This is a genomic window from Paenibacillus sp. FSL L8-0708 (genome assembly GCF_038009325.1).
Taxonomy (GTDB): domain Bacteria; phylum Bacillota; class Bacilli; order Paenibacillales; family Paenibacillaceae; genus Paenibacillus_AQ; species Paenibacillus_AQ odorifer.
The window spans coordinates 4,049,544-4,075,451 of the sequence record NZ_JBBPBC010000001.1; the positions used below are offsets into that span (position 1 = coordinate 4,049,544).

Annotated in this window: 26 protein-coding genes; 18 read left to right on the forward strand and 8 right to left on the reverse strand. The window is 43.4% G+C overall.

What is annotated here, in order from left to right:
- The first annotated feature begins 28 nt into the window (after positions 1-28).
- The 15 genes from NYE58_RS19090 (at position 29) to NYE58_RS19160 (ending at position 18,397) form a co-directional block, all read left to right on the forward strand.
- A complete protein-coding gene (locus NYE58_RS19090) occupies positions 29-1,081 on the forward strand; it encodes an LLM class flavin-dependent oxidoreductase (RefSeq protein WP_341002698.1) in 1,053 nt (350 codons plus the stop codon).
- A 60-nt stretch (positions 1,082-1,141) separates the two neighbouring features.
- On the forward strand, positions 1,142-2,083 hold the full coding sequence (locus tag NYE58_RS19095) for an alpha/beta hydrolase (protein ID WP_341002700.1): 942 nt from the start codon (positions 1,142-1,144) through the stop codon (positions 2,081-2,083).
- Positions 2,084-2,389: 306 nt separating this feature from the next.
- Entirely contained in the window at positions 2,390-3,316 is a 927-nt protein-coding gene (locus NYE58_RS19100; protein ID WP_076126570.1) for an ADP-ribosylglycohydrolase family protein, read from the forward strand.
- 44 nt (positions 3,317-3,360) lie between these two features.
- Positions 3,361-5,010, forward strand: coding sequence for a DUF6138 family protein (locus NYE58_RS19105; protein WP_341002702.1), 1,650 nt, complete (start codon positions 3,361-3,363; stop codon positions 5,008-5,010).
- A gap of 602 nt (positions 5,011-5,612) precedes the next feature.
- Complete coding sequence (gene pnuC / locus NYE58_RS19110) at positions 5,613-6,293, forward strand: nicotinamide riboside transporter PnuC (protein WP_076217644.1); 681 nt, start codon at positions 5,613-5,615, stop codon at positions 6,291-6,293.
- Positions 6,290-7,300, forward strand: a complete 1,011-nt coding sequence (locus tag NYE58_RS19115; protein WP_076184878.1) for an AAA family ATPase — start codon at positions 6,290-6,292, stop codon at positions 7,298-7,300. The genes pnuC and NYE58_RS19115 overlap by 4 nt, the downstream gene beginning before the upstream one ends.
- Positions 7,301-7,326: 26 nt before the next feature.
- Complete coding sequence (locus NYE58_RS19120; RefSeq protein WP_341002704.1) at positions 7,327-8,214, forward strand: NUDIX domain-containing protein; 888 nt, start codon at positions 7,327-7,329, stop codon at positions 8,212-8,214.
- A gap of 2 nt (positions 8,215-8,216) precedes the next feature.
- Positions 8,217-8,768, forward strand: coding sequence for an NADAR family protein (locus NYE58_RS19125; protein ID WP_076277377.1), 552 nt, complete (start codon positions 8,217-8,219; stop codon positions 8,766-8,768).
- Between the two features lie 594 nt (positions 8,769-9,362).
- Positions 9,363-11,318, forward strand: coding sequence for an AraC family transcriptional regulator (locus NYE58_RS19130; protein ID WP_341002708.1), 1,956 nt, complete (start codon positions 9,363-9,365; stop codon positions 11,316-11,318).
- Positions 11,319-11,392: 74 nt separating this feature from the next.
- On the forward strand, positions 11,393-12,418 hold the full coding sequence (locus NYE58_RS19135; RefSeq protein WP_076126583.1) for a FecCD family ABC transporter permease: 1,026 nt from the start codon (positions 11,393-11,395) through the stop codon (positions 12,416-12,418).
- Entirely contained in the window at positions 12,415-13,428 is a 1,014-nt protein-coding gene (locus NYE58_RS19140; RefSeq protein ID WP_076316460.1) for a FecCD family ABC transporter permease, read from the forward strand. Before NYE58_RS19135 ends, NYE58_RS19140 begins: the two co-directional genes overlap by 4 nt.
- 9 nt (positions 13,429-13,437) lie before the next feature.
- The gene (locus NYE58_RS19145) at positions 13,438-14,295 is read left to right on the forward strand and encodes an ABC transporter ATP-binding protein (RefSeq protein WP_076190254.1); all 858 of its coding nucleotides are present in this window, start codon (positions 13,438-13,440) and stop codon (positions 14,293-14,295) included.
- 307 nt (positions 14,296-14,602) lie between these two features.
- Positions 14,603-14,734, forward strand: coding sequence for a hypothetical protein (locus NYE58_RS19150; RefSeq protein ID WP_341002710.1), 132 nt, complete (start codon positions 14,603-14,605; stop codon positions 14,732-14,734).
- A 324-nt stretch (positions 14,735-15,058) separates the two neighbouring features.
- The gene (locus NYE58_RS19155) at positions 15,059-16,552 is read left to right on the forward strand and encodes an SMI1/KNR4 family protein (protein WP_341002712.1); all 1,494 of its coding nucleotides are present in this window, start codon (positions 15,059-15,061) and stop codon (positions 16,550-16,552) included.
- Positions 16,553-16,918: 366 nt separating this feature from the next.
- The gene (locus tag NYE58_RS19160; RefSeq protein WP_341002713.1) at positions 16,919-18,397 is read left to right on the forward strand and encodes a serine hydrolase; all 1,479 of its coding nucleotides are present in this window, start codon (positions 16,919-16,921) and stop codon (positions 18,395-18,397) included.
- 210 nt (positions 18,398-18,607) lie between these two features.
- On the opposite strand, the gene NYE58_RS19165 is transcribed toward NYE58_RS19160, so the two are convergent.
- The 4 genes from NYE58_RS19165 to NYE58_RS19180 form a co-directional block, all read right to left on the reverse strand.
- Positions 18,608-18,958, reverse strand: coding sequence for a DUF2178 domain-containing protein (locus tag NYE58_RS19165; RefSeq protein ID WP_341004280.1), 351 nt, complete (start codon positions 18,956-18,958; stop codon positions 18,608-18,610).
- On the reverse strand, positions 18,948-19,187 hold the full coding sequence (locus NYE58_RS19170; protein WP_036677000.1) for a helix-turn-helix transcriptional regulator: 240 nt from the start codon (positions 19,185-19,187) through the stop codon (positions 18,948-18,950). The genes NYE58_RS19165 and NYE58_RS19170 overlap by 11 nt, the downstream gene beginning before the upstream one ends.
- 274 nt (positions 19,188-19,461) lie before the next feature.
- Positions 19,462-20,130 (reverse strand): MFS transporter, encoded by a 669-nt coding sequence (locus NYE58_RS19175; protein WP_341002715.1) that lies wholly within the window; start codon positions 20,128-20,130, stop codon positions 19,462-19,464.
- A gap of 134 nt (positions 20,131-20,264) precedes the next feature.
- Positions 20,265-21,188 carry a ketopantoate reductase family protein gene (locus NYE58_RS19180; protein ID WP_341002717.1) on the reverse strand — a complete coding sequence of 308 codons (924 nt, stop codon included), beginning with the start codon at positions 21,186-21,188 and terminating at the stop codon, positions 20,265-20,267.
- A 148-nt stretch (positions 21,189-21,336) separates the two neighbouring features.
- Here NYE58_RS19180 and NYE58_RS19185 point away from each other — a divergent pair, with 148 nt between their 5' ends.
- The 3 genes from NYE58_RS19185 (at position 21,337) to NYE58_RS19195 (ending at position 23,391) form a co-directional block, all read left to right on the forward strand.
- Entirely contained in the window at positions 21,337-21,888 is a 552-nt protein-coding gene (locus tag NYE58_RS19185; protein ID WP_341002720.1) for a TetR/AcrR family transcriptional regulator, read from the forward strand.
- A gap of 408 nt (positions 21,889-22,296) precedes the next feature.
- Complete coding sequence (locus tag NYE58_RS19190; RefSeq protein ID WP_076106729.1) at positions 22,297-22,530, forward strand: transcriptional regulator; 234 nt, start codon at positions 22,297-22,299, stop codon at positions 22,528-22,530.
- Between the two features lie 336 nt (positions 22,531-22,866).
- Positions 22,867-23,391 carry an MFS transporter gene (locus tag NYE58_RS19195; protein WP_341002722.1) on the forward strand — a complete coding sequence of 175 codons (525 nt, stop codon included), beginning with the start codon at positions 22,867-22,869 and terminating at the stop codon, positions 23,389-23,391.
- A gap of 110 nt (positions 23,392-23,501) precedes the next feature.
- Here NYE58_RS19195 and NYE58_RS19200 read toward each other — a convergent pair whose 3' ends face one another.
- From NYE58_RS19200 to NYE58_RS19215, 4 genes are read right to left on the reverse strand one after another with little or no spacing between them, the layout of a single operon-like run.
- Positions 23,502-23,969 carry an SRPBCC family protein gene (locus NYE58_RS19200; protein WP_076217630.1) on the reverse strand — a complete coding sequence of 156 codons (468 nt, stop codon included), beginning with the start codon at positions 23,967-23,969 and terminating at the stop codon, positions 23,502-23,504.
- A 23-nt stretch (positions 23,970-23,992) separates the two neighbouring features.
- Positions 23,993-24,736 carry a pirin family protein gene (locus NYE58_RS19205; protein ID WP_341002725.1) on the reverse strand — a complete coding sequence of 248 codons (744 nt, stop codon included), beginning with the start codon at positions 24,734-24,736 and terminating at the stop codon, positions 23,993-23,995.
- Positions 24,737-24,749: 13 nt separating this feature from the next.
- Positions 24,750-25,601, reverse strand: a complete 852-nt coding sequence (locus NYE58_RS19210) for a DsbA family protein (protein WP_076217628.1) — start codon at positions 25,599-25,601, stop codon at positions 24,750-24,752.
- Entirely contained in the window at positions 25,591-25,788 is a 198-nt protein-coding gene (locus tag NYE58_RS19215) for a hypothetical protein (RefSeq protein ID WP_076279732.1), read from the reverse strand. The genes NYE58_RS19210 and NYE58_RS19215 overlap by 11 nt, the downstream gene beginning before the upstream one ends.
- Positions 25,789-25,908: the final 120 nt, after the last annotated feature.

Sequence of the window (25,908 nt, forward strand, 5' to 3'; positions counted from 1 at the left end):
CTAGAGAAAATATAAGGAGAGATTAACTATGGAAATAGGTGTTACTTCGTTCATAGAAACAAAGCCTGATACTGAGACCGGAGTTGTGATGAGTCACGCACAGCGATTACGAGAAGTCGTCGAAGAAATCGTCCTTGCGGATCAGGTAGGACTTGATGTGTTTGGCATAGGTGAGCATCATCGTGAAGATTATGCAGCTTCATCACCAGCAGTGGTGTTGTCTGCTGCAGCCCCCCTAACAAAGCGGATTCGATTGACGAGTGCTGTGACGGTTCTTTCATCAGCTGATCCTGTCCGTGTGTTTCAGGATTTTGCCACGCTTGACGGCTTATCCAATGGACGTGCCGAGATTATAGCGGGCCGGGGTTCCTTTGTTGAATCCTTTCCGCTTTTTGGGTATGACTTGCATGACTATGAGGATTTATTTAATGAAAACATCGAGCTGCTTCTGAAAATAAGGGAATCTGAGAAAGTAACATGGAGTGGAGGACATCGATCAGCGATAAATAATCTGGGTGTGTACCCGCGCCCTGTTCAGCACTCTTTACCCGTATGGATTGGTAGCGGCGGTACCCAGAAGTCTGCCGTGCGTGCAGGACTTCTGGGCCTGCCATTAGTCCTGGCGATTATCGGTGGAAACCCAACCAATTTTGCACCACTTGTACAACTGTATAAAAAGGCGGCAGCTCATGCCGGACATGATGTATCACGGCTTCAGGTAGGTTCACATTCCATCGGATTTGTTGCAGAAGATACGGAACAGGCAGCAGAACTCTTTTTTCCGTCTACCCAGTACGGTATGAATAAGCTCGGCAAAGAACGGGGGTGGGCGTACTACGATCGTTCCAGCTATGATGCTGCCCGACGCTTTGATGGTGCGTTGTATGTAGGGGATCCGGAAACAGTCGCCCAAAAAATAATCCATCTGCGTAAGCATGTAGGGATTACACGATTCATGATGTATGTTCCCTTAAGTACGATGCCGCATGAGTTGGTTATGCGGGCTATAGAACTGCTCGGTACAGAAGTTGCGCCGCGAGTACGAGAGGAAATTGCCAAGTGGGAAGCTCAAATGGGATAAGGATTATCTATGAATAAGACGTAAACGAACGAATTCATTATTTTATTTGGAGGGATTATTATGAGTGTTGAACCACGTATACTACCAGAATTAAGAGAGGTTTATTCACAATTTCCTGGGTTTGAATTGGAGAAGAATTTAGAGTGGAGCAGGAGCTTAGTGTCAGCTGCATCCGTGGAAGGATCAGAGCATGTAAACACAACCAGGCGCAAAATCCCGAGGGATGGAGGCGAGATGCTGGTGAAAATTTATGAGCCTGCCGGGCGAACGAATGACTTGTTACCTGCCATGCTATGGATTCACGGGGGCGGATACGTGTTAGGACATCCGGATATGGACGACCAATTATGCGAACGCTTTGTTCAGACAGCAGAATGTATAGTCGTATCGGTTGATTATAGGCTTGCTCCCGAGCACCCTTATCCGGCGGCGATCGAAGATTGTTATGCTGGATTGGTATGGATGACGGAGGAGGCAGCCTTGCTTGGCATTGATGTGAATCGGATTGCAATTGCCGGTGCTAGCGGTGGCGGCGGACTGACAGCAGCGCTCGCGCTGATGGCGCGTGATAAAGGAGGACCGTCTCTTATTTTCCAAATGCCATTATACCCGATGCTTGACAACCGAAACATCACATCGTCCAGTCATGAGATTACGGAAGCAGGCGCAATCTGGAACCGAACAGACAACATAGCAGCTTGGAACATGTACCTGGGCGAGGAGAGCGACGTCAGAGGAAAATCTACTTATGCAGTACCCTCGAGAGCGGAGAACTTGGCAGGTTTGCCGCCAGCCTATACTTGTATAGGTCAGCTCGATCTATTCCGAGACGAGACAATGGAGTATGTGGCACGACTTGCACAAGCAGGTGTGGATGTCGAATTCCACCTGTATCCCGGTTGTTTTCACCTTTTCGAAATTTTTGCTCCAGAAACAGAAGTGAGTCAGCGCGCTGTTCAGGGCTATATGGATGCGATGGCCCGGGCACTTCATCCTAGCTAATTATAGGGACTAAAATAAACTGCGAATACGCAGAAAAAGTTGAATGGTTATTTAAGTAGAGACACGTAATTATTCGGGAAAGATTCATAAAAAAGATGAGGTTGTTGATTTTAAAAACAGCCTCATCTTTTGTTATATATTATTGATTTCAAAAAAGGCTTAGATTACTATCGTATTGTTCATTGGAAGCTTATTTCTTCAATTTTTATTTACATGATGCAAAACAGTTTAAATATTGATAGGGTAGGCTTATATATTTGTAGACAGCTTGATCCAAATTATATCTAGTGATAAGGAGAATACAACATGTGGGATAAGATTAAGGGTGGGCTTTACGGCTTATTGATTGGAGATGCTCTTGGTGTCCCCTATGAATTCAGATCAGCGGAGCAGCTCCCACCTCTGGAGCAGATTGAGTTTACTCCTCCTGTGGGCTTTCAGCCCACCTACCGAGATGTTCCTGCCGGCACCTGGTCGGATGATGGTGCGCAGGCACTATGTCTGCTGGAGAGTCTGATCGATAAAGGTACACTGGAGCTAACTGATTTTGCTGACAAATTGGTCGACTGGTATCATGAAGGTAGATGGGCAGTAGCCCAACAAGTTTTTGATGTTGGAATACAAACCAGTCGTACGTTGTCTACTTATTACCAAGGAATGTCCCCTTACGAAAGTGGCAATACAGTTCCTGATGGGAAAGGGAATGGGGCGCTAATGCGCGTGCTACCACTTGCCTTGTGGCACAAAGGAACAGATAAACAACTCGTTCAGGATGCACATACTCAATGCCTTGTAACTCATGCACATATCTGTAATCAGGTATGTTGTGCCTTCTATGTGTTAATTGCACGTGAACTGTTGCAAGAGCAAGACTTCAATCTGTGCTACCGAACTGCTCTTAGCAAGCTTCGAACGATCTACCAGCAGATGCCTGAGCATGAACGGGAGCTCGAAGAGAACATTCATCCAGATAAAGTATTCTATGGCGAAGGATCTGGTTATGTTGTGGATTCCTTGTTCAGTGCGTGTATGATCCTCCAAACCTGCACTTCCTACGAAGATGCCGTCAAACGAGCAGTTGCCTTAGGCAACGACACGGATACAACAGCCTGTATCACAGGTGGTCTTGCCGGAATCCGATATGGGTATGAGCATATCCCTCAGCGCTGGATCAACCAGCTGCGAGAGACAGATCTGGTTGATCAACTGCTGCTCCGTCTTCAATCTGCATGAGGAGTACTAGGTTCTATTAGCACTAACTATGAGGAGGAATGGGAATGAACGCAGCAGTACAGAGGTTTTTAGACGATGTGTGGAGCGAGATGATAACCATATACAACAAAGAGACTATAAGAATAAATGAATTCATAGGAAATCGTCCGCTCCAGGCAGGGATAAAGGATTATCTTCAGGTAGCTTGGCGTGACGGAAAAATACATATTGATGTTGAAGAACCGTTCGATTGGACGGACAGCTCTTATGAAATCGAAGCAGGTCCTTATATCGCCGAACTCACGGATGAATTAATTAGATCTGAACTTTACCCGGCATTATGCAAGAGAGTGGAGGAGCTTTTTTTATCAGAGAAGTTAGGTCCTCGTTTTTTTGATTACCGATTCCAGATCGTACTTTCCTTTGAAATGGAGGACGAAGACTTAACACTTTGCGTGCATCTGGTTAACGAAGAGAAGCTGAACGAACTCCGCAAATCATTACAGAAGTTTATAACATCCAAAATCATGTCTGATCTTCCCGTATTGCCGAGTGTTGATGACCAGTTTTTCTTTTCTCATCACTTGATGAACCCTGATCTTATGAAGCAAGAAGAAAATGCGGTTGGCCCATTAATTGAGCATTTATCCGACAAGCTCAGAAGTAATAGGCGACGCTTAGACGAATGGACGGGCCAGTATACTTTGGCTATGGATAATTGGATTCAAAATATTTTTCTTCCACGCTATTTTGTGCGTACAGGCAGTTTTAGAATGGATTGGATACCTAAAGAGGATATGGCGCTTATGGATCCGAATGCAGATCAACTTTCCTTTTTTGTATATGCCGCTCTGCAAATTGGAAAAACGAAACCGGACATCCGGGAACAATATTTGAAACTAGCTGTCCAGCTTGGTTCAAAACACGCAGCGGAGTATATCCAGGGGGGAAGCGGGAAATTCACTCCAGTATATAAAGGGACCCGTGTTGAAGTTGATAATAATGATGTAACACAGAGCATTGAAGTCCGGATTTTGAACGAGGAGGAAGCAGCTTATGGAGAAGCATTGGATCACATTACCGAATTGCTGCAGCAGGGATTCCCGAAGGAATATAACCTGAAACTGAAAAGCAAACAAAAGAACTATCTTCCTCTAAAAAAAATGGCTAAATCAGATCTTCATCAGTTTTTTGCTGGTGCACTAGCCTATCCGTCTCTTTTTCCTAAGCTGGCTGCGTATGCGGATATCGCTATGGAGCCCTATGCGTGGTATAAGGACACGGAACCGGGTGAAAAGTCGGTCATGCCTGGTACCTATGCTGTACTCGGATTAGGATTATATAGCAAGGAATATTTCTCACTCGTCTCTCGTTATATGGAGATGGTAGATTCGGAGCACCAAATGATACAGGATAGTTATGCGGAGACCTTTATTGATGCGCACGGCGTGGAGGCTGAGCTTATGCCAGTCCTAGTAGACATCCTGCTAGCAGGAAATGAGGAAGCAAGATCTGTCAAAAACTTCGTGATCGATCGGGTCGTGCTAGCAGAAGCGCTGCTACAAGAGCTGTCACCTAAAGAAATATATGAACAAGAGCAGGTACTATACCGGATATTCGGAAGCCGTGCAAAGCTGGAAAAAGCCGTGAAGTCAGAGCAGACGGAACTTGAGCTTAGAGTTATTCTATTGGAGCTACTGACTCTTATAAGTTGATGACGATATATAAAAATGGAATTCCTTATTGGTTCGGGCAGGAAGATGATGATGTTTTTATTGTGCTTCAGTGGAGCCAAGTGGTTTATCATTTTACGCACAGATGAGTAATAGTGATTGGAGTTCTTGGATAGAGAGATTTAAATTGGAAGCGACAAAAGTATTAGGATTTGATGTTGATGAACCCGAAGACGGGTTTATGTAATGAAGTGCACAATTTAATTGTGGGGATGATTTCATGTTTACTGAAATGGTAACTCGTATTTACCTGTTCTCTTAGAAAAAGAGGGTGATTATTTATTGGAGTAGAAAGACGGAATAGTAAACCTTAAAAACAGTCCACCTATTGGTGCGTTAGTTGAACAAGATTAGAGGAAATCCCTTTTAATAGTGGGTTTCTTTTTTATTTTCACAAATTTAAAGTTAGTTCTGTTGAGAAGCCTTAAATAAGTAACTGCCTGTGGAAATAGGAAGAATTTGCTTGCCCTTCGCAGAATTTTCTGTTATTTTTGATAGTAACAATATGTTATTAACAAAATAATACTAAGTATAACTAATTTTTTTCGCTCTATGAATGAGTGGAAAAAGCGGAGGGATGCAAGATGAAAAAGGTGGCGGCTAACTGGAATCTGTTCGAAATTACGTGGTTGATACTATTTACCTCAATCGCTGTCGGGTTTACAGTGATTACAAAGGACTCTTTATTCGGATTCACGGTATTTATTACTGGGGTGTTATGCGTGGTGCTTGCAGCGAAGGGCAACCTGATGAGCTATGTTTTCGGCATGTACAATACCATCGGTTATGCTTATTTGGCCTATATTAACGGTTTGTTTGGAGAGGTTATGCTGAATCTGCTATTCTTTGTTCCAATGAATGTCATTGGCTTCTACATGTGGAAAAATAATCGCCAAAAAGACGGTAGACTGACCATGCGGCAGATGGATCTTAGAAGACTGCTCCTCGTTGGGATGGTCTGTGTAATCGGCTGTTTAGTGCTCGGATTTGGGCTTTCGTTCATTCCGGGACAGAATTCGCCTTACATTGATGCCACTACAACGGTGCTGTCTGTTGTGGCGACCTTCTTAATGGTTAGAAGATTCAAGGAACAATGGCTGGTCTATATCGTGCTAAATCTCTTTACGGTGCTGCTGTGGGCGATTCGCATGCTGGAGGGCAGCGGGGAAGGCCTACTGATGATCGTGATGTGGAGCGCGTATCTGGTCAACGCAGTTTACGGGTACTATATTTGGAATAAAGGGGCGAAGGAGGTGGCGGCATGAACACGCTTGGACTAACACTGGGGAAGTTTGCCCCGCTGCATAAAGGCCATCAGTTCATGATTGAAACGGCGCTACAAGAGGTCGATGAATTGATCCTAGTCATTTACGAAACGACAGTCACTCCGATCCCGCTTCATGTCCGGGCAAATTGGATTCGCAGGCTCTATCCGGAAGTCCGGGTAATCGAAGCTTGGGATGGTCCGGATGGATATTCGGATGACAGGGAGCATGAGGTTCGGGAAGAACAGTATATACTCGGTTTGCTGAACGGAGAGCAAGTAACGCATTTTTACTCGAGCGAATTCTACGGCAAACATATGAGTCTCGCTTTGGGTGCAATAGACCGGCGGGTGGATGAAGCTCGAGAGCGGGTCCCGATCTCAGCGACGATGGTCCGTTCCAATCCATATCAGTACAGGGAGTTCGTAAGTGATATCGTGTACCGGGATTTGATCACGAAATTGGTATTCGTTGGAGCGATGTCAACGGGTAAGTCGACGATCACCGAAGCACTGGCACAGCGATATTGCACAACGTTCGCAAGCGAATACGGACGCGATTATTGGACCGAACATCAGGTGGACCGCCGAATCGGCTTGGAAGCGTTCGATGAAATCGCGGTGGGTCATATCGAGCGCGAAGAACAGGCAATGCTTGCGGCGAACCGGGTTCTGTTCGTCGATACCAATGCGATCACGACGTATATGTTCGCCCTAGATTACCACGGCCGGGCCCCCGAGCTGTTAACCCGGATCGCTCTGGAGAACGCGCAACGTTATGATCTGTTCTTCTTATGCGCTGACGATATTCCTTACGACGATACGTGGGACCGCAGCGGGGATCAGAAGCGGCATGTCTTTCATAAACAGATTATCGCGGATTTGAAGGAGCGGCGGATCCCCTATATTACGCTGCGGGGGAGCCTGGAGGAACGTATACGCAAGGTAGATGAAGTGTTGGCAAAGTTCGAGCCCTACGGGAACTATTTCGGAGAGCTGAACGGTTAAATCAAATATAAAGGAGGCATACCCACTTGGATTTGTTGGATAAGGATGGACTTACGGAATCTGAATTTTTGAAGCAATACAAGGCAGGCGATTACGAGCGTCCTTCAGTGACAACGGATATGGTTATCTTCACTGTGACGGAAGACGAGGCTGACAGTTATCGCAAACTACCGGAAAAAGAGCTACGCGTCCTACTAATTCGCCGGAGGGCTCACCCCTTCCTGGGCAAATGGGCGCTGCCTGGCGGTTTTGTCCGGCCGAATGAGACGACTGAGCAGGCAGCAGTAAGGGAACTATGCGAGGAAACTGGCGTAGAAGACGTTTATCTGGAGCAGCTGTATACGTTCAGTGATATCGGGCGCGACCCACGAACCTGGGTAATAAGCTGTAGCTATATGGCTCTGATCAATAGCGACAAGTTGGAGCTTAAGGCAGGAGATGATGCAGCAGACGCCGCCTGGTTCAAGGTATCCTATCGGCCGCTGCGGGAGCAAAAAGAACTGATTGTGGACGGATACATCAAGACACTTGAGTACGAACTCAAACTAAGTAGTGAAGAAGAAGAACTTTCGGCGGTCGTGGCGAGGACTATGACAGCGAAGACTACATCGACTGGCACGGATTATGAGATCGTATCGAATGACGGATTGGCTTTCGACCATGCGAAGATCATAGCATGCGCTATTGATCGGTTACGGGGAAAAGTGAATTACACCGATATTGCACTGCACTTGATGCCGAAGCTTTTTACCTTGACGGAACTGCAGCAGGTTTATGAGGTAATTATGGATAAAGAGCTGTTGAAGGCGGCCTTCCGGCGTAAAGTAGCCGATCTTGTAGTGGAGACCGATCATTATACCGAAAATGCGGGGCATAGACCATCCCGCTTATATCGGAGAAATTTGGAGGGTTAACGATGATTTACAATATCGATGAGTTAAGAAAAGCATATAACGAGGGAAAAAAGTTCAAATTCGTGTTTTTTTGGGGACATACACCGCCTAAGGACGGGAGCGTTGATAAAAGCTGCTTCAGCCAATGGTGGCTGTGCCCGTTCACGGTAGAGGGAACGCAGTACTCATGCGCCGAGCAGTTTATGATGGCCGAGAAGGCAAGGTTGTTCGGCGATGACGAAATGCTGGAGTCCATCCTTAAAGCTAAGCATCCAAAGGAGATGAAGGCTTTTGGACGTGCGGTCCAAAACTTTGACAAAGATATTTGGGATAAGGAATGTTACAGCATCGTCAAAAGAGCCAGCTTGGCCAAATTTTCGCAGAATCTGAAGCTTAACGATTATCTTAACTCGACGAAGAACCGCATCCTCGTCGAGGCTAGCCCGCGGGACCGTATTTGGGGGATCGGCATGGGCCAGTCCAATCCGGATGCTGAGAATCCCATGAAATGGCGGGGCAGAAATCTGCTGGGGTTCGCACTGACGGAAGCGCGGGACGAGTTGCTGCGGAGTTAGATTTATACAAGATTAAATTAATGGACTTGAGGAAATCAATGACAGGATGAGGGATGACCGTGAAATATACCGATTATATCTGCCTGAAAACAGGAAGATACCAATCAGTAGGAAAGTTTGGCGATAATATTTATGCATATGAGGTCCTTACGGGGGTAACCGACTCCCCGGAGTACCATCAAATTTCTAAGGCGGAATTCGATTCTTTTGAAACTTGGAGCCAAGAGTACATTTCGATCTTAAAAAAAGTATGAAATCATTAACCGCCCCGTTATCTGCAGCGGCTACTTAGGGAGAGCGGAACTTAATCTTTCACTGCTTCGGAATATTTAGCTGTAAATAATATCTTCTACTGACATTATAGAAACGATTCTTCGCTCAGAGGACAAGAACATAGTCTCACTGGATGCCGCGCTGTGCGCGGCTTTTTTTATCGGTACAAGTTCTTGTCTTTTGTTTAGGGCAAGAACTTGTCCCCAATGTCACTTAATGATGATATACTTACCTCATTAATTATGATATTGATAATCAATATCAATTGAATTGATAGGTGATATATAAATTGCAAAAGGTGAGATGAAGGAGCGCAGATAGATGCAAGACGAAGCAGCAGCAAGCCAGGTATTTACACCGGAGATGATCGATACGATGGCCCACATTTGGACACGTTCGATCATTACATTAATAGATGTACGTTTTCAGAATGTAGCGTCCCAATACCCGTTGGAGCAGTATAAAATGCCTAGTAGCATGTTTATCTATGCATGTGGAGGAGAAGCACAAATTCAACTGAATGAAACCACATTTGGAATGGAACGCTTTGGTTTAGTTCACGGAGGGAAGGGGAGCCTGCTCAGTATTTCGCCTAAAGGGGAGAAGGTGAAGACCTTTATGGTATTTTATAAAGCAGAATTACCTCTTTTTTTCAAGAGGCACCTGCAGCAATTACTCGAGGAAGTAAATCCATTTGTTCAACAGTATGGTTATACACCAAGTAATCCTATCTTGCTACTCGATTGGTTTCAACAGATGATGAATGGCTGGAACCGCGGCAAAGCGATGGATCAGTTGCAGGCCAAAAGTTTTCTATATCAATTGATACATGGGGTGTACAGAGATTTTGAGAGTGGGGAGATTCGGTATCTCCAGCCAGATCCAGCCTGTTCTGCCAAGATATATCTCGATAAACATTACATGCAGCCGATTATGTTCCAAGAAATTGCTGATATGTTTGGGATCAGTGGCGGGCAATTGACGCGGCTGTTCAAAAAAAAGGAAGGCATGAGCTTACAGGAGTACCTCATTCAGAGAAGGATTGAAGCTGCCTGCCATGACTTGAAACATACAGAAGCAACCATTAAAGAGATCGCAACAGGATCTGGTTTTGCAGATGAGAAAAATCTGTTTCGGATGTTTAAGAAGTATTACAAGATGACACCAAGTGATTATCGGAAAATAAACGCACTATCTATGCAGGTTGATGGTATTGATAATGATTCTCATTTTCTTTACTATGAGAGGGAACTAGCGGGTCTAGTCCAGTCTTATAGAGAAGGGGAATCAACCATGTTTGGAAAAGTAAGAAGTAAAGAAATGATCTTGGCGGCGACGATGAGCTTGATGCTGTTATTGTCGGCATGTGCGTCGGGAACGCCATCGAATAACGGGGGAACGGTGAATTCAAACCCTGCGCAGACACAACAGACGACACAACCGGAAGCTTCAGAAGCAGTCTCGCAGACGAGAACGATATCCACAGTAAAGGGTGACGTTAAGGTACCGAACAACCCTCAGCGTGTTGTAGTCGATTATTTGGTTGGTGATGTGGTGGCCCTAGGTGTAACTCCTTTAGGGGTGGCGAGAGCGGCAAGGGACGGGAAAGAGGCTGTTTTTGCTAACCAGATTACAGACTCTATTAAAATAGCTATGGAGCCGGAAGATGTCATGACTCTTGAGCCTGATCTGATCATTTTAGCATGGGGCGATGAAAATTATGAAGATTTATCCAAAATTGCCCCGACAATTTATGTCCCTTATGGTGATATGACTACAGAAGAGCGGATACATTTTATTGGTGATGTTTTGAACAAGCAGGAAGAGGCTAAGGCTGTTCTGAGTGCTTATGCCGGAAAAATCGAAGAAGCGAAGCTAGCCCTTCAGAATGCAGGTCTTTCAGACGTGACGATTACTATGGGGGAATTCAGTGATAAAAGTAACTACATCGCTGGAGCCAAGCATGCGGTTGGCGAGCTTGTTTATAATGGACTTAAAATGAAGGCACCTTCAAAAGTTCAAACTGATATTATTGACACAGATAAATATTGGGGAGATATCTCTATGGAGGTCTTGGCTGCTTACATAGGGGATTATCTAATCGCTATAGGAGATACGGAAGTCCCTACTGATAATGCGGTCTGGAAATCGCTACCTGCTGTGCAACATAATCGGATCATATCGGTGGGTACATCGCTATCTTGGTCCACGGATATAATGACTTCCAGTGCATTGATTGATCATATTGTAAATCAATTGCTGGCTATGGCTAGATAAGGATTTTGACGAGGTAAAAAGAAGTACTCCAATTTGTAAATATGACTATCAGTAGGTAAGGAAAGGAAAGCGTAATGAAAAACAAGCCTGAACAAAAACGCCGTGGGGCGGTGAATTTCACCATGTACATGGTGGTAGGGCTTGGATTAACGGTTCTCATGTCGGCGGCGTCGATTAGCTTCGGCGCCGCCGACATGAGGTTAGCGACTGCATGGGAGGCTATTTTCCGATTTGATCCAACGCTCACTGAGCATCAAATTATACAAACCCTACGTCTTCCGCGTACCGTAGCCGATCTGATCGTCGGATGCAGCCTTGCGGTATGTGGGGCTATTATGCAGGGAACGACGCGAAATCCGCTGGCTGACTCCGGGCTGATGGGCATCAGCTCTGGTGCAGCATTCGCGATTGCTCTTTGCCTGGCCTTTCTGCCGGGTTATTCGTATGGGCATATGATGCTGTTTGCTTGTCTGGGAGCAGCACTCGCGACCGGGATCACTTACTTCATCGCGTCACTGGGCAAGCGCGGGATGACGCCTCAGCGGCTGGTACTGGCAGGACTGTCCATCTCTATGCTATTTGGCGCACTCAGTCAGTATTTAGCGATCAATTATAATCTGGGTCGAGCATTAGCATTCTGGACGGCAGGCAGTACAGCGGGGGTTAAGTGGGGGGAATTGCTGATCATCTCACCGCTATTTGTTGGTGGTGTACTGCTGGCGCTGGCGCTATCTCCTTCTGTTACACTGCTCAGTTTGGGGGATGATGTGGCAAGTGGACTCGGTATTCGTAGCGGACTGGTCAAAGGTTTATCGACGATTATCGTGCTTGTGCTGACTGGATTGGCTGTTGTCTTAGTTGGTCCGATCGGGTTTGTTGGTCTGATTACCCCACATATTGTGCGATACATGGTCGGTGTCGACTATCGTTACATTATTCCGGCAGTTGCACTATATGGTGCGTTGCTGACCGTGTCGGCCGATCTGGCTGGCCGCTTGATCAATAAGCCGTTCGAAACACCGATTGGTATTATATTTTCTATCATTGGTGTGCCGTACTTTCTCTTCCTGGCTCGCAAGCAAAGGAGGGAATCTGAATGATCAAGCAGCGTTATACGGTGCAAAGGGGCATTATCGTCAATATAGTGCTTATGGTGCTCATCCTTATGTTTGCTGTCATTAGCATGAATTCTGGCAAAATGAATCTTTCACCGCTAGAAGTGCTGAATGTTCTCCTCGGAAACGGTACAGATAAGCAAAATCTGATCGTGTTCGATTTTCGCCTGCCACGAATCACACTGTCGATCTTGGTAGGTCTGGGAATGGGAGCGGCTGGGGTCGTGATGCAGAGTTTGCTGCGTAATGACATGGCTAGTCCAGGGACGCTGGGGATTAGTTCGGGATCGGGTTTGTTTGTCCTGTTCTTCGTCGTATTCATCGCATCGACAGGAAAGGGCTCCTTTATTGCCCTACCACTACTGGCCTTTGTTGGCGGATTATTGGCGGCGGGATTGATCTTCTTATTATCGTATCGCCGTGGGCGAGATATTTCGCCAATCGGTTTGATCTTAACCGGGGTCGCACTCGGAAGCGGGTATGAAGCGCTGACCACCTTCCTGACTCTCAAGCTGAATGATTCGCAGATGGATTTCATGCTGCATTGGCTGGCGGGAAGCTTGTGGGGCGCTGATTGGCGTTATATTTCCGTACTGGCACCATGGGTCTTGATTTTACTCGGCTATATTTTCTACAAGTCTCGCATACTCAACACCCTCCATCTGGGCAATCAGACGGCAGAAGGGCTGGGTCTTGCCGTGAAGCGGCAGTTTTTGGGGTTGTCGATCGCTGCGGTTGCTTTATCCTCTGGCAGTGTGGCTGTGGGCGGAAGCTTCTTTTTCGTTGGCTTGATCGCGCCGCATATGGCAAGAAAACTGGTCGGGCCCGATCACAAATTGCTCGTTCCGGCTGCCAGCCTGACCGGGGGATTAGTCGTGGTACTTGCTGACACGATTACGCGGACGGTTAGCCTGGGGGGAGATGTGCCGACGGGAATTGTCATTACGGTCATCAGTGTTCCGTACTTTCTTTATTTACTATCGAAGGCCAATTAGGAGGACGTCATGGAAAGTATTACAGCGCAACAAATCGATATTGCCTATAATGACACGCTTATCGTAAAAGAACTGAACTTGCAGATTCCGCGTGGACAGATTACCTCGATTATTGGTCCCAATGGATGCGGCAAATCAACCGTACTAAAGGCAGTCGGTCGGTTGCTCAAGACGAATAATGGTACGGTTTATCTGAATGGCGCCGATATCCGTACGCTGTCCACCAAGGAAGTGGCCAAACAGATGGCAATTCTGCCGCAGACGCCAACCGCACCGAGCGGTTTGACGGTCGGTCAATTAATCGCCTATGGGCGTTTTCCTCATCAACGGGGCTTCGGCAAGCTCTCCAAAGAGGATAAGCAAGTAGTAGCCTGGGCTCTATCGGTTACACAGCTTACAGCATTTGAGCATCGTGAGGTCGATACGCTATCTGGCGGTCAGCGTCAGCGCGTATGGATTGCGATGGCGCTCGCCCAGCAAACCGATCTGATCCTGCTGGATGAACCCACCACCTATCTGGACCTGGCGCATCAGCTTGAAGTGCTGGAACTGCTCTATGAACTAAATCGCAGTCAACAGGTGACGATTGTGATGGTGCTGCATGACCTGAATCTGGCAGCACGCTTCTCCGACTATATGGTGGCGATTCGTGAGGGTCAGGTGGTGGAGCATGGTTCGCCAGAGCGTGTAATGACGGTACGGACGCTGCGTGAGGTATTTGCCATTGATGCCGAGATTATGCTGGAACCACGAACAGGGCGACCGGTGTATGTGACGTACGAGCTCTTGCGTGATAATCGTAGAGAACAAGGTGTGGATCAAGGATTCCCAAAAGCTAAGGAACAGAAGGAGGCGATTGCCACTTGAAAACCGCATGGCGTGTCCTGCGTGCCCACGGAAATACTGGTGCAGTTAGGCATTGGATTTGCCGGTGTCATGATAGCCACGATTCAACGCGTATAACCTTTGTTGTAGCTTCCACAAGCAACTAACTCCATGAAAGTGGGCTAAGGCTTGTTGGAGAGGGGAGAGATAATAATAAATAACAACATATCCTAAATTCACAGCCGCAGGTAACTAGCTTGCGGGCTTTTTTTATTATTCGGAGCACTAGATTATGTGATTAATTTGAGAGAACCAGTATATATAACTCTAAATGAAGCAAGGAGGACTATTGAAGGTATCAAGGAATGCGCAACAAGCAGATTGCCCGGAAACTGCAGATGGGGACCGCAACACAGCAGTTGAGAAGATCAGCTGGTTCAGACTCAGGCGCACAATCACAATAGAATCTAAACGTGCCTGAAATCTTGGAACAGATGTATCACACGGTGAAGACAAATCAGGCTGAACCGTACCATAAATAGGGTGAAAAATTAGTTGTGTATGAAGTTTATATAGAGATAAAATTAACCTCTAAGATGACTCTTAGGTTTTTTCATATGACTTAATACAACAATATTTACAAATTTATGATACGATATTGCTAAATCGGGAAATAGATGCTCCATATTTAAGATAGAATTAATTATTGATAGAACTGTTGAAGATGAATCATAACAAAATGATTGATGATCAACCAAGAATGTTTACTGAAACTATTATGACTCTGTAGAAGGGGGGCCACTATATGTCATTAGCTAATAAAAAAGAAAAGTGTTTCCTTATCGAGACATTAAAATCGCATATACCTAATGTAGAGGAATTACTGAATCCAGCAGTTGAGGAATCAGAAATAAATCTTTTCGAGAGCATGATGAACTGCAAATTTCCAGAAGATTTCAGAAAGTTATACATGAATTCTAATGGAGAAGGAGAGCAGATTTTTGGCGTTATGGCTGGTCTTGGTTGGATGAACATTGAATCGATAGTAAGCAACTGGAAGTCCCTTTTAGAATCAGCTTATGATATTATATCCAGCAAATCAGATGTAATAAAAGACGGGAACTACAGAGAAGGCTGGATTCCTTTTGCTGAAGATGGTGGTGGCTCATTTTTGGCAATAGATTTAGACCCCGGAGAAAAGGGCGTTTATGGGCAAATTATCACGATAGATCATAATTCTCATTTTTCCTATGTTATTGCAGAAAGTTTGGGACATTTCTTTGAATTTATCGATTCGAGTCTCAGAAATAGTAGTATTGGTATTCGTGAAGAAGAAGATGTAATCATATTATCCCGTGAAAGTGGAAGTTTGTTAGATGATATTTTGGCTCTGACTAATTTGAATATCGAAGAGAACAGCCTTATCCCTGTAAGCGGATTTTGGGAAGAGTATTTTAAAGACGATGTTGAAAGTGGTTTTGTATCTTCAAAAACATTGAAAAAAAAGAGACTGGTATTTATTAGAGCTGATCAAGCTCAAAAATACGGAGCAATATCTTTGGATATTTTAACCCATATGGTTAATCTTAAAGAACTTATTATACATGCGGATGAAATTACTAATTTTGATGTACTTCAACGGTTGACTTCTTTAGCAGAACTTGTGATAGGATCAGAAGCTTTTAAAGAGTCTGATTTGAAGTACTTGGTTTCTTTAGATGGGTTAAGGAAGCTAACATTAATAGGACTTCCATTAAAAGATATACATACACTGAAAGATATAAAGAAATTAAAGAGTTTGAGATTATGTAGAATGAACTCAATTGATAGGGGATTAATTGGAACTATAAAAAATTTGAAGGAACTAAGCTTAGAAGAAATGGAGGTTGGCGACCTGCTTTATATTTCAAACCTTAGTAAGTTAATAAAACTAGAGCTCAAACAAGTGACAATACCACATTTATCATTCTTAAAAGCTTTAAAGAATCTAACGGTTTTTGAGACAGATAGCTGTGCAATAGATGAATCACATATAGAGGTTATAGGAGAATTGAAGAAATTAAAGCAGTTCACTTATCCGGTTGGAGATTTAACAATACTCAAAAATTGTATGAGTCTAAAGCAGATTGGAGTAGATGCATCAAGACTTAAAGGTTTGGAGGAAATTTCAGACTGTAATATAGTCGATATAACTATATTTCATGCAACATCGAAAGAGAACGCGAAGTCCGTAGTTGCGGAGTTTAATAAATACTTTAAACTTCAGTCATATGGATGGCAGGTCACATGGAAAGATTAATGAAGCTTGCCTGCACTGAGCTTTATCATTATAGGGTGAAATTTTTATAAAAGAAAGGAGACTAGCCATATTGGTTAGTCTCCTTTCTTTTTGCCGTTAGACCAACGCTGATACCTAATAAAATAGTAATGATGAAGCAGAAAAATTGTAGACATAAGATTTAAACCATTGACCTTTCCGCTAAGCAATCAGAGGGGCCTTTTTTGCGAAACAAGAAATAATATACATGGGTCTGTGAAGTTTACAATTGTAATCTAATTATTGAACGTCTAGCATTAAGTATATTGGAGCGACGCATTAGGCGGATAAGGCGTACTACAGGTTGTTTATATTATCCTCGCATAATTTACTCGAAATGGAGAGCTTATGAAAAAGACTATTGTTTGTGTAATAGCGATACTTATCGTATTCTCAGGATTCGCAACACAAAGTTATGCGGCGTTGTCAGATACGCAATCTGTGGCAATACAGACGTTGTTGGATGATGCCAGTCGTATATCAGGTGTGCCGGGAATGTCAATCTCGATACTAGCTGATGATGAAATTTTCTACTTTTCTTCCGGGTATGCAGACCGTGAAAGTGGGTTGTCTGCAAGTGAGAACACACTATATGAACTGGCCTCGGTCAGTAAAGCCTTTACCGGCATGGGTATTTTGCTGTTGGAGGAACAAGGGCTGCTGTCAATGACTGACACTGTCCAAAAATATTTACCTTGGTTTACGTTAAAGTATCAAGGAAAACCTGTTGATATGCAAAGCCTTACACTCAATAACTTTCTTCACCATACTAGCGGCCTAACAAATGGTAAGCATTCTCAAAATATTCCACAAGGCAATACACCAGATTTGCTGCAAAAGACTGTGGAAATGCTGGTAGATGCTGAGTTGGCGTTCCCTCCCGGTGAACAGTACAACTATGGGACCGTTAATTATGACGTATTGGGTTTGGTTATTGAGATTGTGTCGGGACAAAGCTATGAAGACTTTATGAGGGAACAGGTATTTCAGCCGTTAGGTCTTCACCAGACGTATGTTTATAAAGAAGATGCTCAAGCCACCGGACAGTTGGCACAGGGCTACCGTTCTTCCTTTTTTATGACAACTCCATATAACGCGCCGGATTTTTCCGGGAATAAACCCGCAGGCTACATCATTTCTTGTACAAAAGATATGGCGCGTTGGATGGGCATACAGATGGGTATTGTGAAGGACATACCCGAAATATTCCATACGGTTATCAAAAAATCACATCAGGGTGATATGTCTGTTCTGGCTGTCAACGAAATGTATTATGCGGCGGGCTGGACGGTAAACGCCAACCAAACGATTATAGAGCACCCAGGGGGAAATCCCAATTTTGGAACCGAAGTGATCATACTGCCAAATGAACGAACAGCCGTCTGCTTGCTGACCAATGGCGCAAATATCAATAGAAGCATGGTACTAAAAGTTAAAGAGATATTAGACGGCAATCTAACGCAGTCATATGAAATAAGCGGCACACAGCTTTTGGACATCATTTTATCGTCTACCACAATTATTTTTTGCCTATTGGCCGTTCTGTTCTTTCTCTTAGGATTACGCAGAAGGAAGACGAATGAGCGGCAGCCAATGACAAAAAAGCGAATAATCGTAACAGCTATTTTGCTGATTGCTACGATTGCCCTGTGTATAATGTGCTGTGCATTAGATTGGCCAACGATACTTATTTGGCAAACATATAGTGTTCTTACAGCCTTGATTTCTTCAGCATTATTAACAGCAAGCATTACATGGTTTGTATACACTCAACGGTATAATAGTCTCATAAGAGGCGGGGCAGAGCGCGGTTTTTTTGATTTATAAATACATGTTCTTGTCGCGATCAAAGGACAAGAACATGTAACCATTGCCGCTAGAAGCAGAGGGGGGGAAGGAACATAAAAGGATATTTTTGATTTTAGCAATTTATTTTACAACCCGATTGCACCTATTGAACTTCCATATCACTTAGTTAGCATATTTATCAGCATTGTCTAATCCTCATCCTTAGCTGGTCCTCGCTCTGACCCTTCCTTACGACAAATCCTTTTTATACTGGATGGCCATGTAAATTCCACCTGCTAAAAACGCTAGCGCATATTTGAACAAGAAAAAGATGTTCCACATATACTCTTTAGGAAAAATCATGTCACATAGAATAATTGTCAACAGCATAAAGTAACTGCTTTTCAAAAAGATTTTATTTGTCCGTTCATCGTCTTGCCCAATCTTCTTATAAAATACATAGGTGAAAATCGCACTACCCATGAGCAGTAAAAAACCTACTCCAATGAGAATATTCCAATTTCCCGTAGATTGCTCAGCCCAGGACTTTAAAGAATGAAAAATTGCGTTATGGATATCAAAAATAGACTTAATTTTCATTTTGATCATTTCCTTTCAAATAAGTAAAAACATCGTTTACATCAACATTAAAAAAATCGGCAATTCGAAAAGCCAATAGCAGAGTCGGCACATAATTCCCTTTTTCCATTACGAAAATGGTTTGTTTGGAAACCCCGACTTTCTCTGCTAATTCTTGCTGAGACATTCTGGCAAGTACACGATATTCATAAACCTTATTGGATATCGAATCACCGAAATCTTTCTTCATGACCATCACCTCTTGAATCAAATTATAAACTGATTTTTAACAAATGTAAAGTATACTTATACTTAATTACATAATACATTTATGTTTACCTGTACTACTTTGATTTAACAAAAGCCAGAATGCAAAAAGAACCTGACGAGATTCATGATTCCGCCTGGTTCACATATCGATCTAATGTAATTTATGTTTTTTTGTGGTGCAAATCGATGAATGATTGCCACGATCGTGCAAGAACAATTCACAGTCAATAGCAGACGGATGGCAATCGGATTACTTAACGGATCTGGGATGGACGAAATCCATGCCTTTTAGCACACCAGGCAACAAACAGAGCAAGAAGCAAGAGAAGCAGGAGTGACCAAGGAAAGGAGGTGGTGCCCCATTGATTCAGAAGGACTCCTCCCAATATCCCGGCGCCGGCGGTAGCCAGATTCCAAACCGTTGTATTGATTGGCATCACGATATCCACCCCTTGCTTCCCCGCAGCCTGAGCAAGTGCTGTCTGCAACAATGTTGCCGCACCACCGAATGTCAGCCCCCTCAGCGCAACAGAAATGAAGATAATAGTACCATGCTCACTCCAAAGTCCTAGTACAAGAGATATCAGAGCAAATCCGGTAAGACTGATGAGAACCAACGGACGCAACCAACGATCAATGAAAATCCCAATCACCCAGATACCCACCAGTGCCATAATTCCAAAAACAAGCAGAACCTGTCCGAGATAGGGTTCAAGCCCCATATCATCCAGGAAAGGAGAGATATAGGTATACAAAATATTATGAGCCAGCATCCAGGCAAGAACCACAACCAAGATAGGAATCACCCCAGGTGTGAGTAAAACTTTGAATACTGAAATGCGTTTATCAGCCGACTGTCCCGGATAATAAAGCAGCGACAGTCCAAGACTTGATAAATAAAGTCTTGGACTGTCGCTGTTCAATTATCATTTCCCGGTAGTTTATTCAAGGATGCTACGAAAAAACTATATATTTAGATTTTCATATTCAGATTAATGCCTGATTGAAGGATTTAATGAAAATAAATTAAAAAATACCATACTATTTTAACAAAAAATTACGGAACATGTATTTCCGATTTGATATCATGTTGACTTAAAAATTTCATTAAATCATTACTCAGCTGTACAATCTCATTGTTAGCATTATTCGCATAATCCGGCAACATCATATCCCTAACCATCTTAGTTCGTAGCCATGTCATAAAGAAGAGATCCAAAAATAAGTTTGGAAATTTAAGCACCATTTTAAGTATTGGAGGATCAATTAAAACGCCCGCTTTTTGTATTTCCCTAAGATACGCTTTTAAAGTGACTGTTATTTTGCGTGCCGTCTTTCTGGTTCTGGCTGTTTTTTTGTCAATAATCTTATTCTCAGAATGCAAAAAACTCAGCATGGCAATATCTGATACGGAATGTGTGATTAGATACGCTTGCATATCCTTTTTAATAACGTAGGGAAGCTTTGCTGTTTTAAATAGTTTTGCGAGGTTTTCTATGCGTTCTGTCGCTACACCATTAATTTCTCCAAATGCAGTTGCCGCTATAAAATTTGGTAGAAATCGCGCATGTAATACCCCATCTTTAATCTGTCCGCCGAAGCCGGGAAAAGCTGGTAAAAGTCTATCCCCTATGATATCCAGCCACGAAGAAAATCCAATTGAATTACTAATCATCGTAACTATAATTTTGCTTTGATTATCTTTTAGCGCTAACAATGCTGATTCGGACCGATCATAACGAACAGTAACGAAAATAAAATCGTATACATCGTCATTTTCGAGCGTATCCATGACATTCACTTGTATCGATCTAACTGTACCTTTTTCTATATACTGCAGGCCATTTTCTCTTAATGATGTATATCTATTCGAATGTGCAAACAGGCTAACGTCAAACCCTGCTTCAATAAGCTTAATTGCGTACATGCTCCCGATGACACCTGCACCAAAAATTAAAATTCTATCTTGTTTTGCTGACATATAAACCACCCCAACTTATTAATATTCCCTATTGATTATCCGACAACGCGTTGTATGATGTGATTATAAATCTTCATTATTCCTTGATCAACCATCAGTTTTTTATGATTTGTCGGATGGTATTCTTATTCACTAGTAGGAGGGAAACATGAAAAAGCAACCCCAAATAACGGAGAAAACAAAACAAAAGTTTGTAGAAGTTTTTTGTGAGTTATATAGCCAAAAGCCGATTGAGAAAATTTCGATTCAGGAAATTTCGAATAAGTCAGGATATAACCGCAGCACCTTTTATCAATACTTTACTGACATTTACGAATTGTTAAACTCTGTTGAAAATGACCTATTGAATGAAATGAAAAAAGAATTGGCAAATAAAGAGCTATCGTTGGATACGGTTCAAGACACGCTCTATTGTCTGGATAAAAAAGAACATCTCCTGGTTCTTAATGCCCTTTTGGGTGATTATGGAAGTGTCCGTTTTTTAAAACGCTTAAAAAAAGAAATCGCTTTGAATCAATTAGAATTAAACGTTCCGCAACACCAATCACTAACGCCATACTTCATTGAGTTTTACCTGACAACTGCTCTTTCTTTGTTTCGTCTTTGGCTCCAGCGTCAAAAGGATTTATCGTCAGAAGAATTTTTCAAGTTAGTGGAGAACCTATATTCAAGAGGGTTTACGCCCTATATTAAAGAATGAGTCTGTCATTCAAACCAAATCCATATGTTCTATAACAATAAAAAAGCGCGCATAAGCTTGTTTACACAATATACTCCATAAAAACTGACCTAACTTACTCTTAAGGTGGACGATGTTATAGACCACGAGATGGGGCGTTATTGCTTATATATGCACGGAGTGAGAGATATGAACATCATTAATCAATATAGCAAGGAGGATTTAGAAGATTTTCTACACAGTGCTATTATGCATCATTAATCTCAATTGTGAACAGGAAAATTGGGCTGGAAATAGGAAAACCTCAGATTGAACTAACAGGAAACATGGGGAACTTCATCGTTATAGGACCCTTTATGAAGTATATTCATGCTGGCAATGGACAACGCTTAAGGTTAAGTATTATCTTATGCGGGAGGTCATCACTTCTTGAAATTTGAACTAGGACGTTGCTTACTGAATGAACGATTGATGGAATCCGGGAAGTCAGCGGAATGGCTGGCAAAAGACTTGCTTTTTAAACCGGAACGAGTTTACGACTTTATTGAAAACAAAAGAGTGATGCCACTCAAAATTGCCATATCGATCGCCGATTCCATCGGTTGTGATGTTCGTGCCTTGTATGAATTAATTCCGAATGATAATGAAGTAAAGGGAGATTAATGGAATAAGTGGTAGGTTGCATTAAGACTACGAATGTGATCCATTAAGCTAAGATAATGGGAAACGATAGCTCTATCAAAATAAGAAGGCAGTTGATCATTGTGAGATGCTGCTCGGCATACGCGTAACGCATTCAGCTTTCTTCCCAAAAGCAGGTCGAGTATGGTTTCGCCTCGAATATCGGGAATACCGGTATTGTAAGTCCAATTCTTGAATTCAGGGTTTTCCAAGATCCGGTGTACTCTCTGACGACGATTCTCGGGGTATTTACATTCACTTCAATGATTGGCACAGAGACACTGATTCCGGTATTTATGCAGAACATGCTGGGGTATAATGCTCTGGAATCAGGTCTTGCATTACTACCCGGGTGCGCTCCTGATGGGCGCCATGATGCCGGTTTCAGGCCGGTTGTTCGATAAATTCGGAATTCGCTGCCTTGCCATCACAGGATTTACAATTATCACTGTTACAGGTTTTTTGTTCACCCAGTTGGAAACCGGAACGACTTACGGCTATGTACTGACGGTTTATATGATTAGAATGATTGGTATCTCGCTTGTCATGATGCCGCTAATGACGGCTGGCATCAACCGCTTGTACCGCAAGCTGATCTCTCATGGCACAGCAATGAATAACACGATGCGCCTGGTCGGCGGTTCAATCGGAACAACTATTCTGGTTACGGTCATGTTCAATGCAATCACTTCAACAGGGCAACCTATGCCGGAGGAGATGATAGGAGGTGTATACTCGGCATTTATGGTGGCAACCCTCCTGGCACTAGCCGGAGCAATCTTAACATTGTTTGTTAAAAGCACACCAAAAAGTGAGCAGCAGTTAGCTGCGAAACACGAGTGATGGTAAGCATTGAATAGCTGCAGCCGTCAGGAACACAATAAAGCCCTTTTACCCCGGCTAAGGAGGTGAAAGGGCTTTTTATTGCTTGCCTTCCAGTAGTCTGAATTAGCTTAAAGAGCTCCAACTGTAACCATTTCTCTTATAGAGGAAAGTGTTGTTTCAACGGCTTCAATATAGCTTTTCTCCATTTTATTAGAGAATTCTTTCTCTGCTGCTTTGTTTTGTTCTCCGCTTCTTAGTTCGAAGGTAAAGGTAAATCTTACAGATAAATTGCCATGTTCATCTTCTTCGATTTCATTTTTAATGAAGCCTTTAGTCGGCCCGCCCAGAGGTTCAAAGACGATCATCTGTTCAGGGAAAAAGTTAACCTGTTCATTCATTCTTTCACCGTACAGCACCACTTCCCGCAGAAGTGATCTTTCGTCCTTTTCTACTACTGTGCACTCTGTTATCGCACCTACAAAACGGGTTGCGTCTTCTGCTTTCATAACAAGACCTTGCCATACTTGATGTCTATCCAATACGGGATGATTTTTTGTACTATTGTTAACCGGGATGCTGCTGGATACTGTAAACATGGTATCACTCCTATTTTAGTAATTTATCTTTTTCTTCCACTGAAAGGTCCTGCCAGCGTCATCGGAGCATCTAGTTTAACCAGGAACAGCACAAGAGAAGAGTCCTCAAGAATTTGAATCGTTGACATTTCAGAGAGGGAATAAGTTACCGCATCTCCTTTATTTATTGTAATATCATTCATTGAAATGCTTCCATCCATCACATAAAGCCAAGGTTCCATGCCCTCTATGCTGGGAGGCTGCATTTCTGTTGCCGCTTTAGCATGGGCATCATAAACGATTACTTGTTGTCGAATTTCAAGTGGAGCCTCAACTTCTTTTGGTCCTGCCAGCAATGTCCATTCTCCGTTTGTAGGAATGACAACACGCTCAAAGAACTGAACTTTCGAAGGAAGATCAGCCTTTTCCGGCCGGATAAAGATTTGTAGCATATCGACGGTACTGTTCGGTGTGGACTCCTCATGAAAGAAGCTTTTACCCGCGTTCATCATCATTAGATGGTTAGGAGATACTTCAATCCGGTGTCCGGCCGAATCTTCGTGCAGCATCTTTCCTTTCCACATATAGCTAAAAATCTCATCATTGTTATGCTCATGCATTCTAACAAGCGCACCGGGTCCCAGAATTCCACGATCGATTCTGCTCAGAGGACCAAAAGCATAATCTTCAAGCGAAGGATCTCCCCAGATTAACCCCGGACGCATTAAACGAAGCTGAAAGAGGCTTTGCCCCATTTGATGCCCTTGATTAGCTTTGAGTACTTGCATGGAAATTCCTCCTTTAAATTTGTTCTAAGTCCCATACCCGTCCATGTCCGTTGACATCAGTTTGGGTAAGACCTAAATCGGCTGATTGATTGAGCAAATCTGTTTCCATGTCCGCTAAATCCCGGTTATAAATACTTGCCAATTCCTTAGTGGTCAATGGACCATAGTCCGTAAGCAATTCGCGGACTGAGCGTGGCTCATATTCTACTAAATCAGCCCCTAGCCTGGAGAAAACCTGTAAATAAGTGTCATACGGACGATATCCGTTCAACAGGAGAGTATCCGAATTATCTCCGGCTAACGCATCCAGTAAGCGAATGGCTACAGTCGGAAATCCAGTCACTCCATAGATCCGGCAGATGCGCAAATCCTTTTCGAAAAGCTTCTCAGCTGCCCCTGAATCCAGATCCCGTTTGAATTGTTCGACGTCAAGGCCTGGTATATCATCTGCCAACTGAATATAAACATCATGTTCCTGAATTTTCTTCCGCTCTGTATGAACAGCCCGGCGCAGTCTCCGCAAATAATCATCACCTATGGAACTGCCTTGCATCTGCGCTGCTTTGACCGCGATATTGGAAGGCCATGTGGAAAAATGGGGGTCGGTTATATCTAGCATGACCCGTTCATCACTGGGTTGACCCGTTTTTTCTGATACTAGTCTCCAGTGGGGTGCAACTTGCGCTGTGCTTCCGATTTGATTCTGAGCATCGTAAAAAGCAGACATATCCTTCGTTAGCCCACCCATAACATATTTAAATTGAATTTGCTCGCGATAACGTTCTTTTAATTGATAGGTTATAGGCTCGGATGCCCAGCACCATACACAAAACGGATCGGTAAATGCTATGATTTCAATCTTCATTTTCTTTCTGCTCCTCTTCTATCCGTGAACAAACACCAGTGTTAAGATCACAACCAATCGCTTCTTCATTATCCCAGTTGATTAGAGTAAGCTTAGAGGGACTGCTATTAAGTAAAGCATCATCATCTTCACAATCAAGCCGGGGAGCAGCACTTTCGTATTCAGCGATATCAATCTGTTGCGCCATGATGTTAAGCCTCCTTATGTTTGCATTGAAACAACGTTTGTACCAGCCTCATTTGGTGTCTATGAAGTTATTATGTACCCATGCATCCCAATTGTGAAGTAAGCACAAAATTGTGGTATA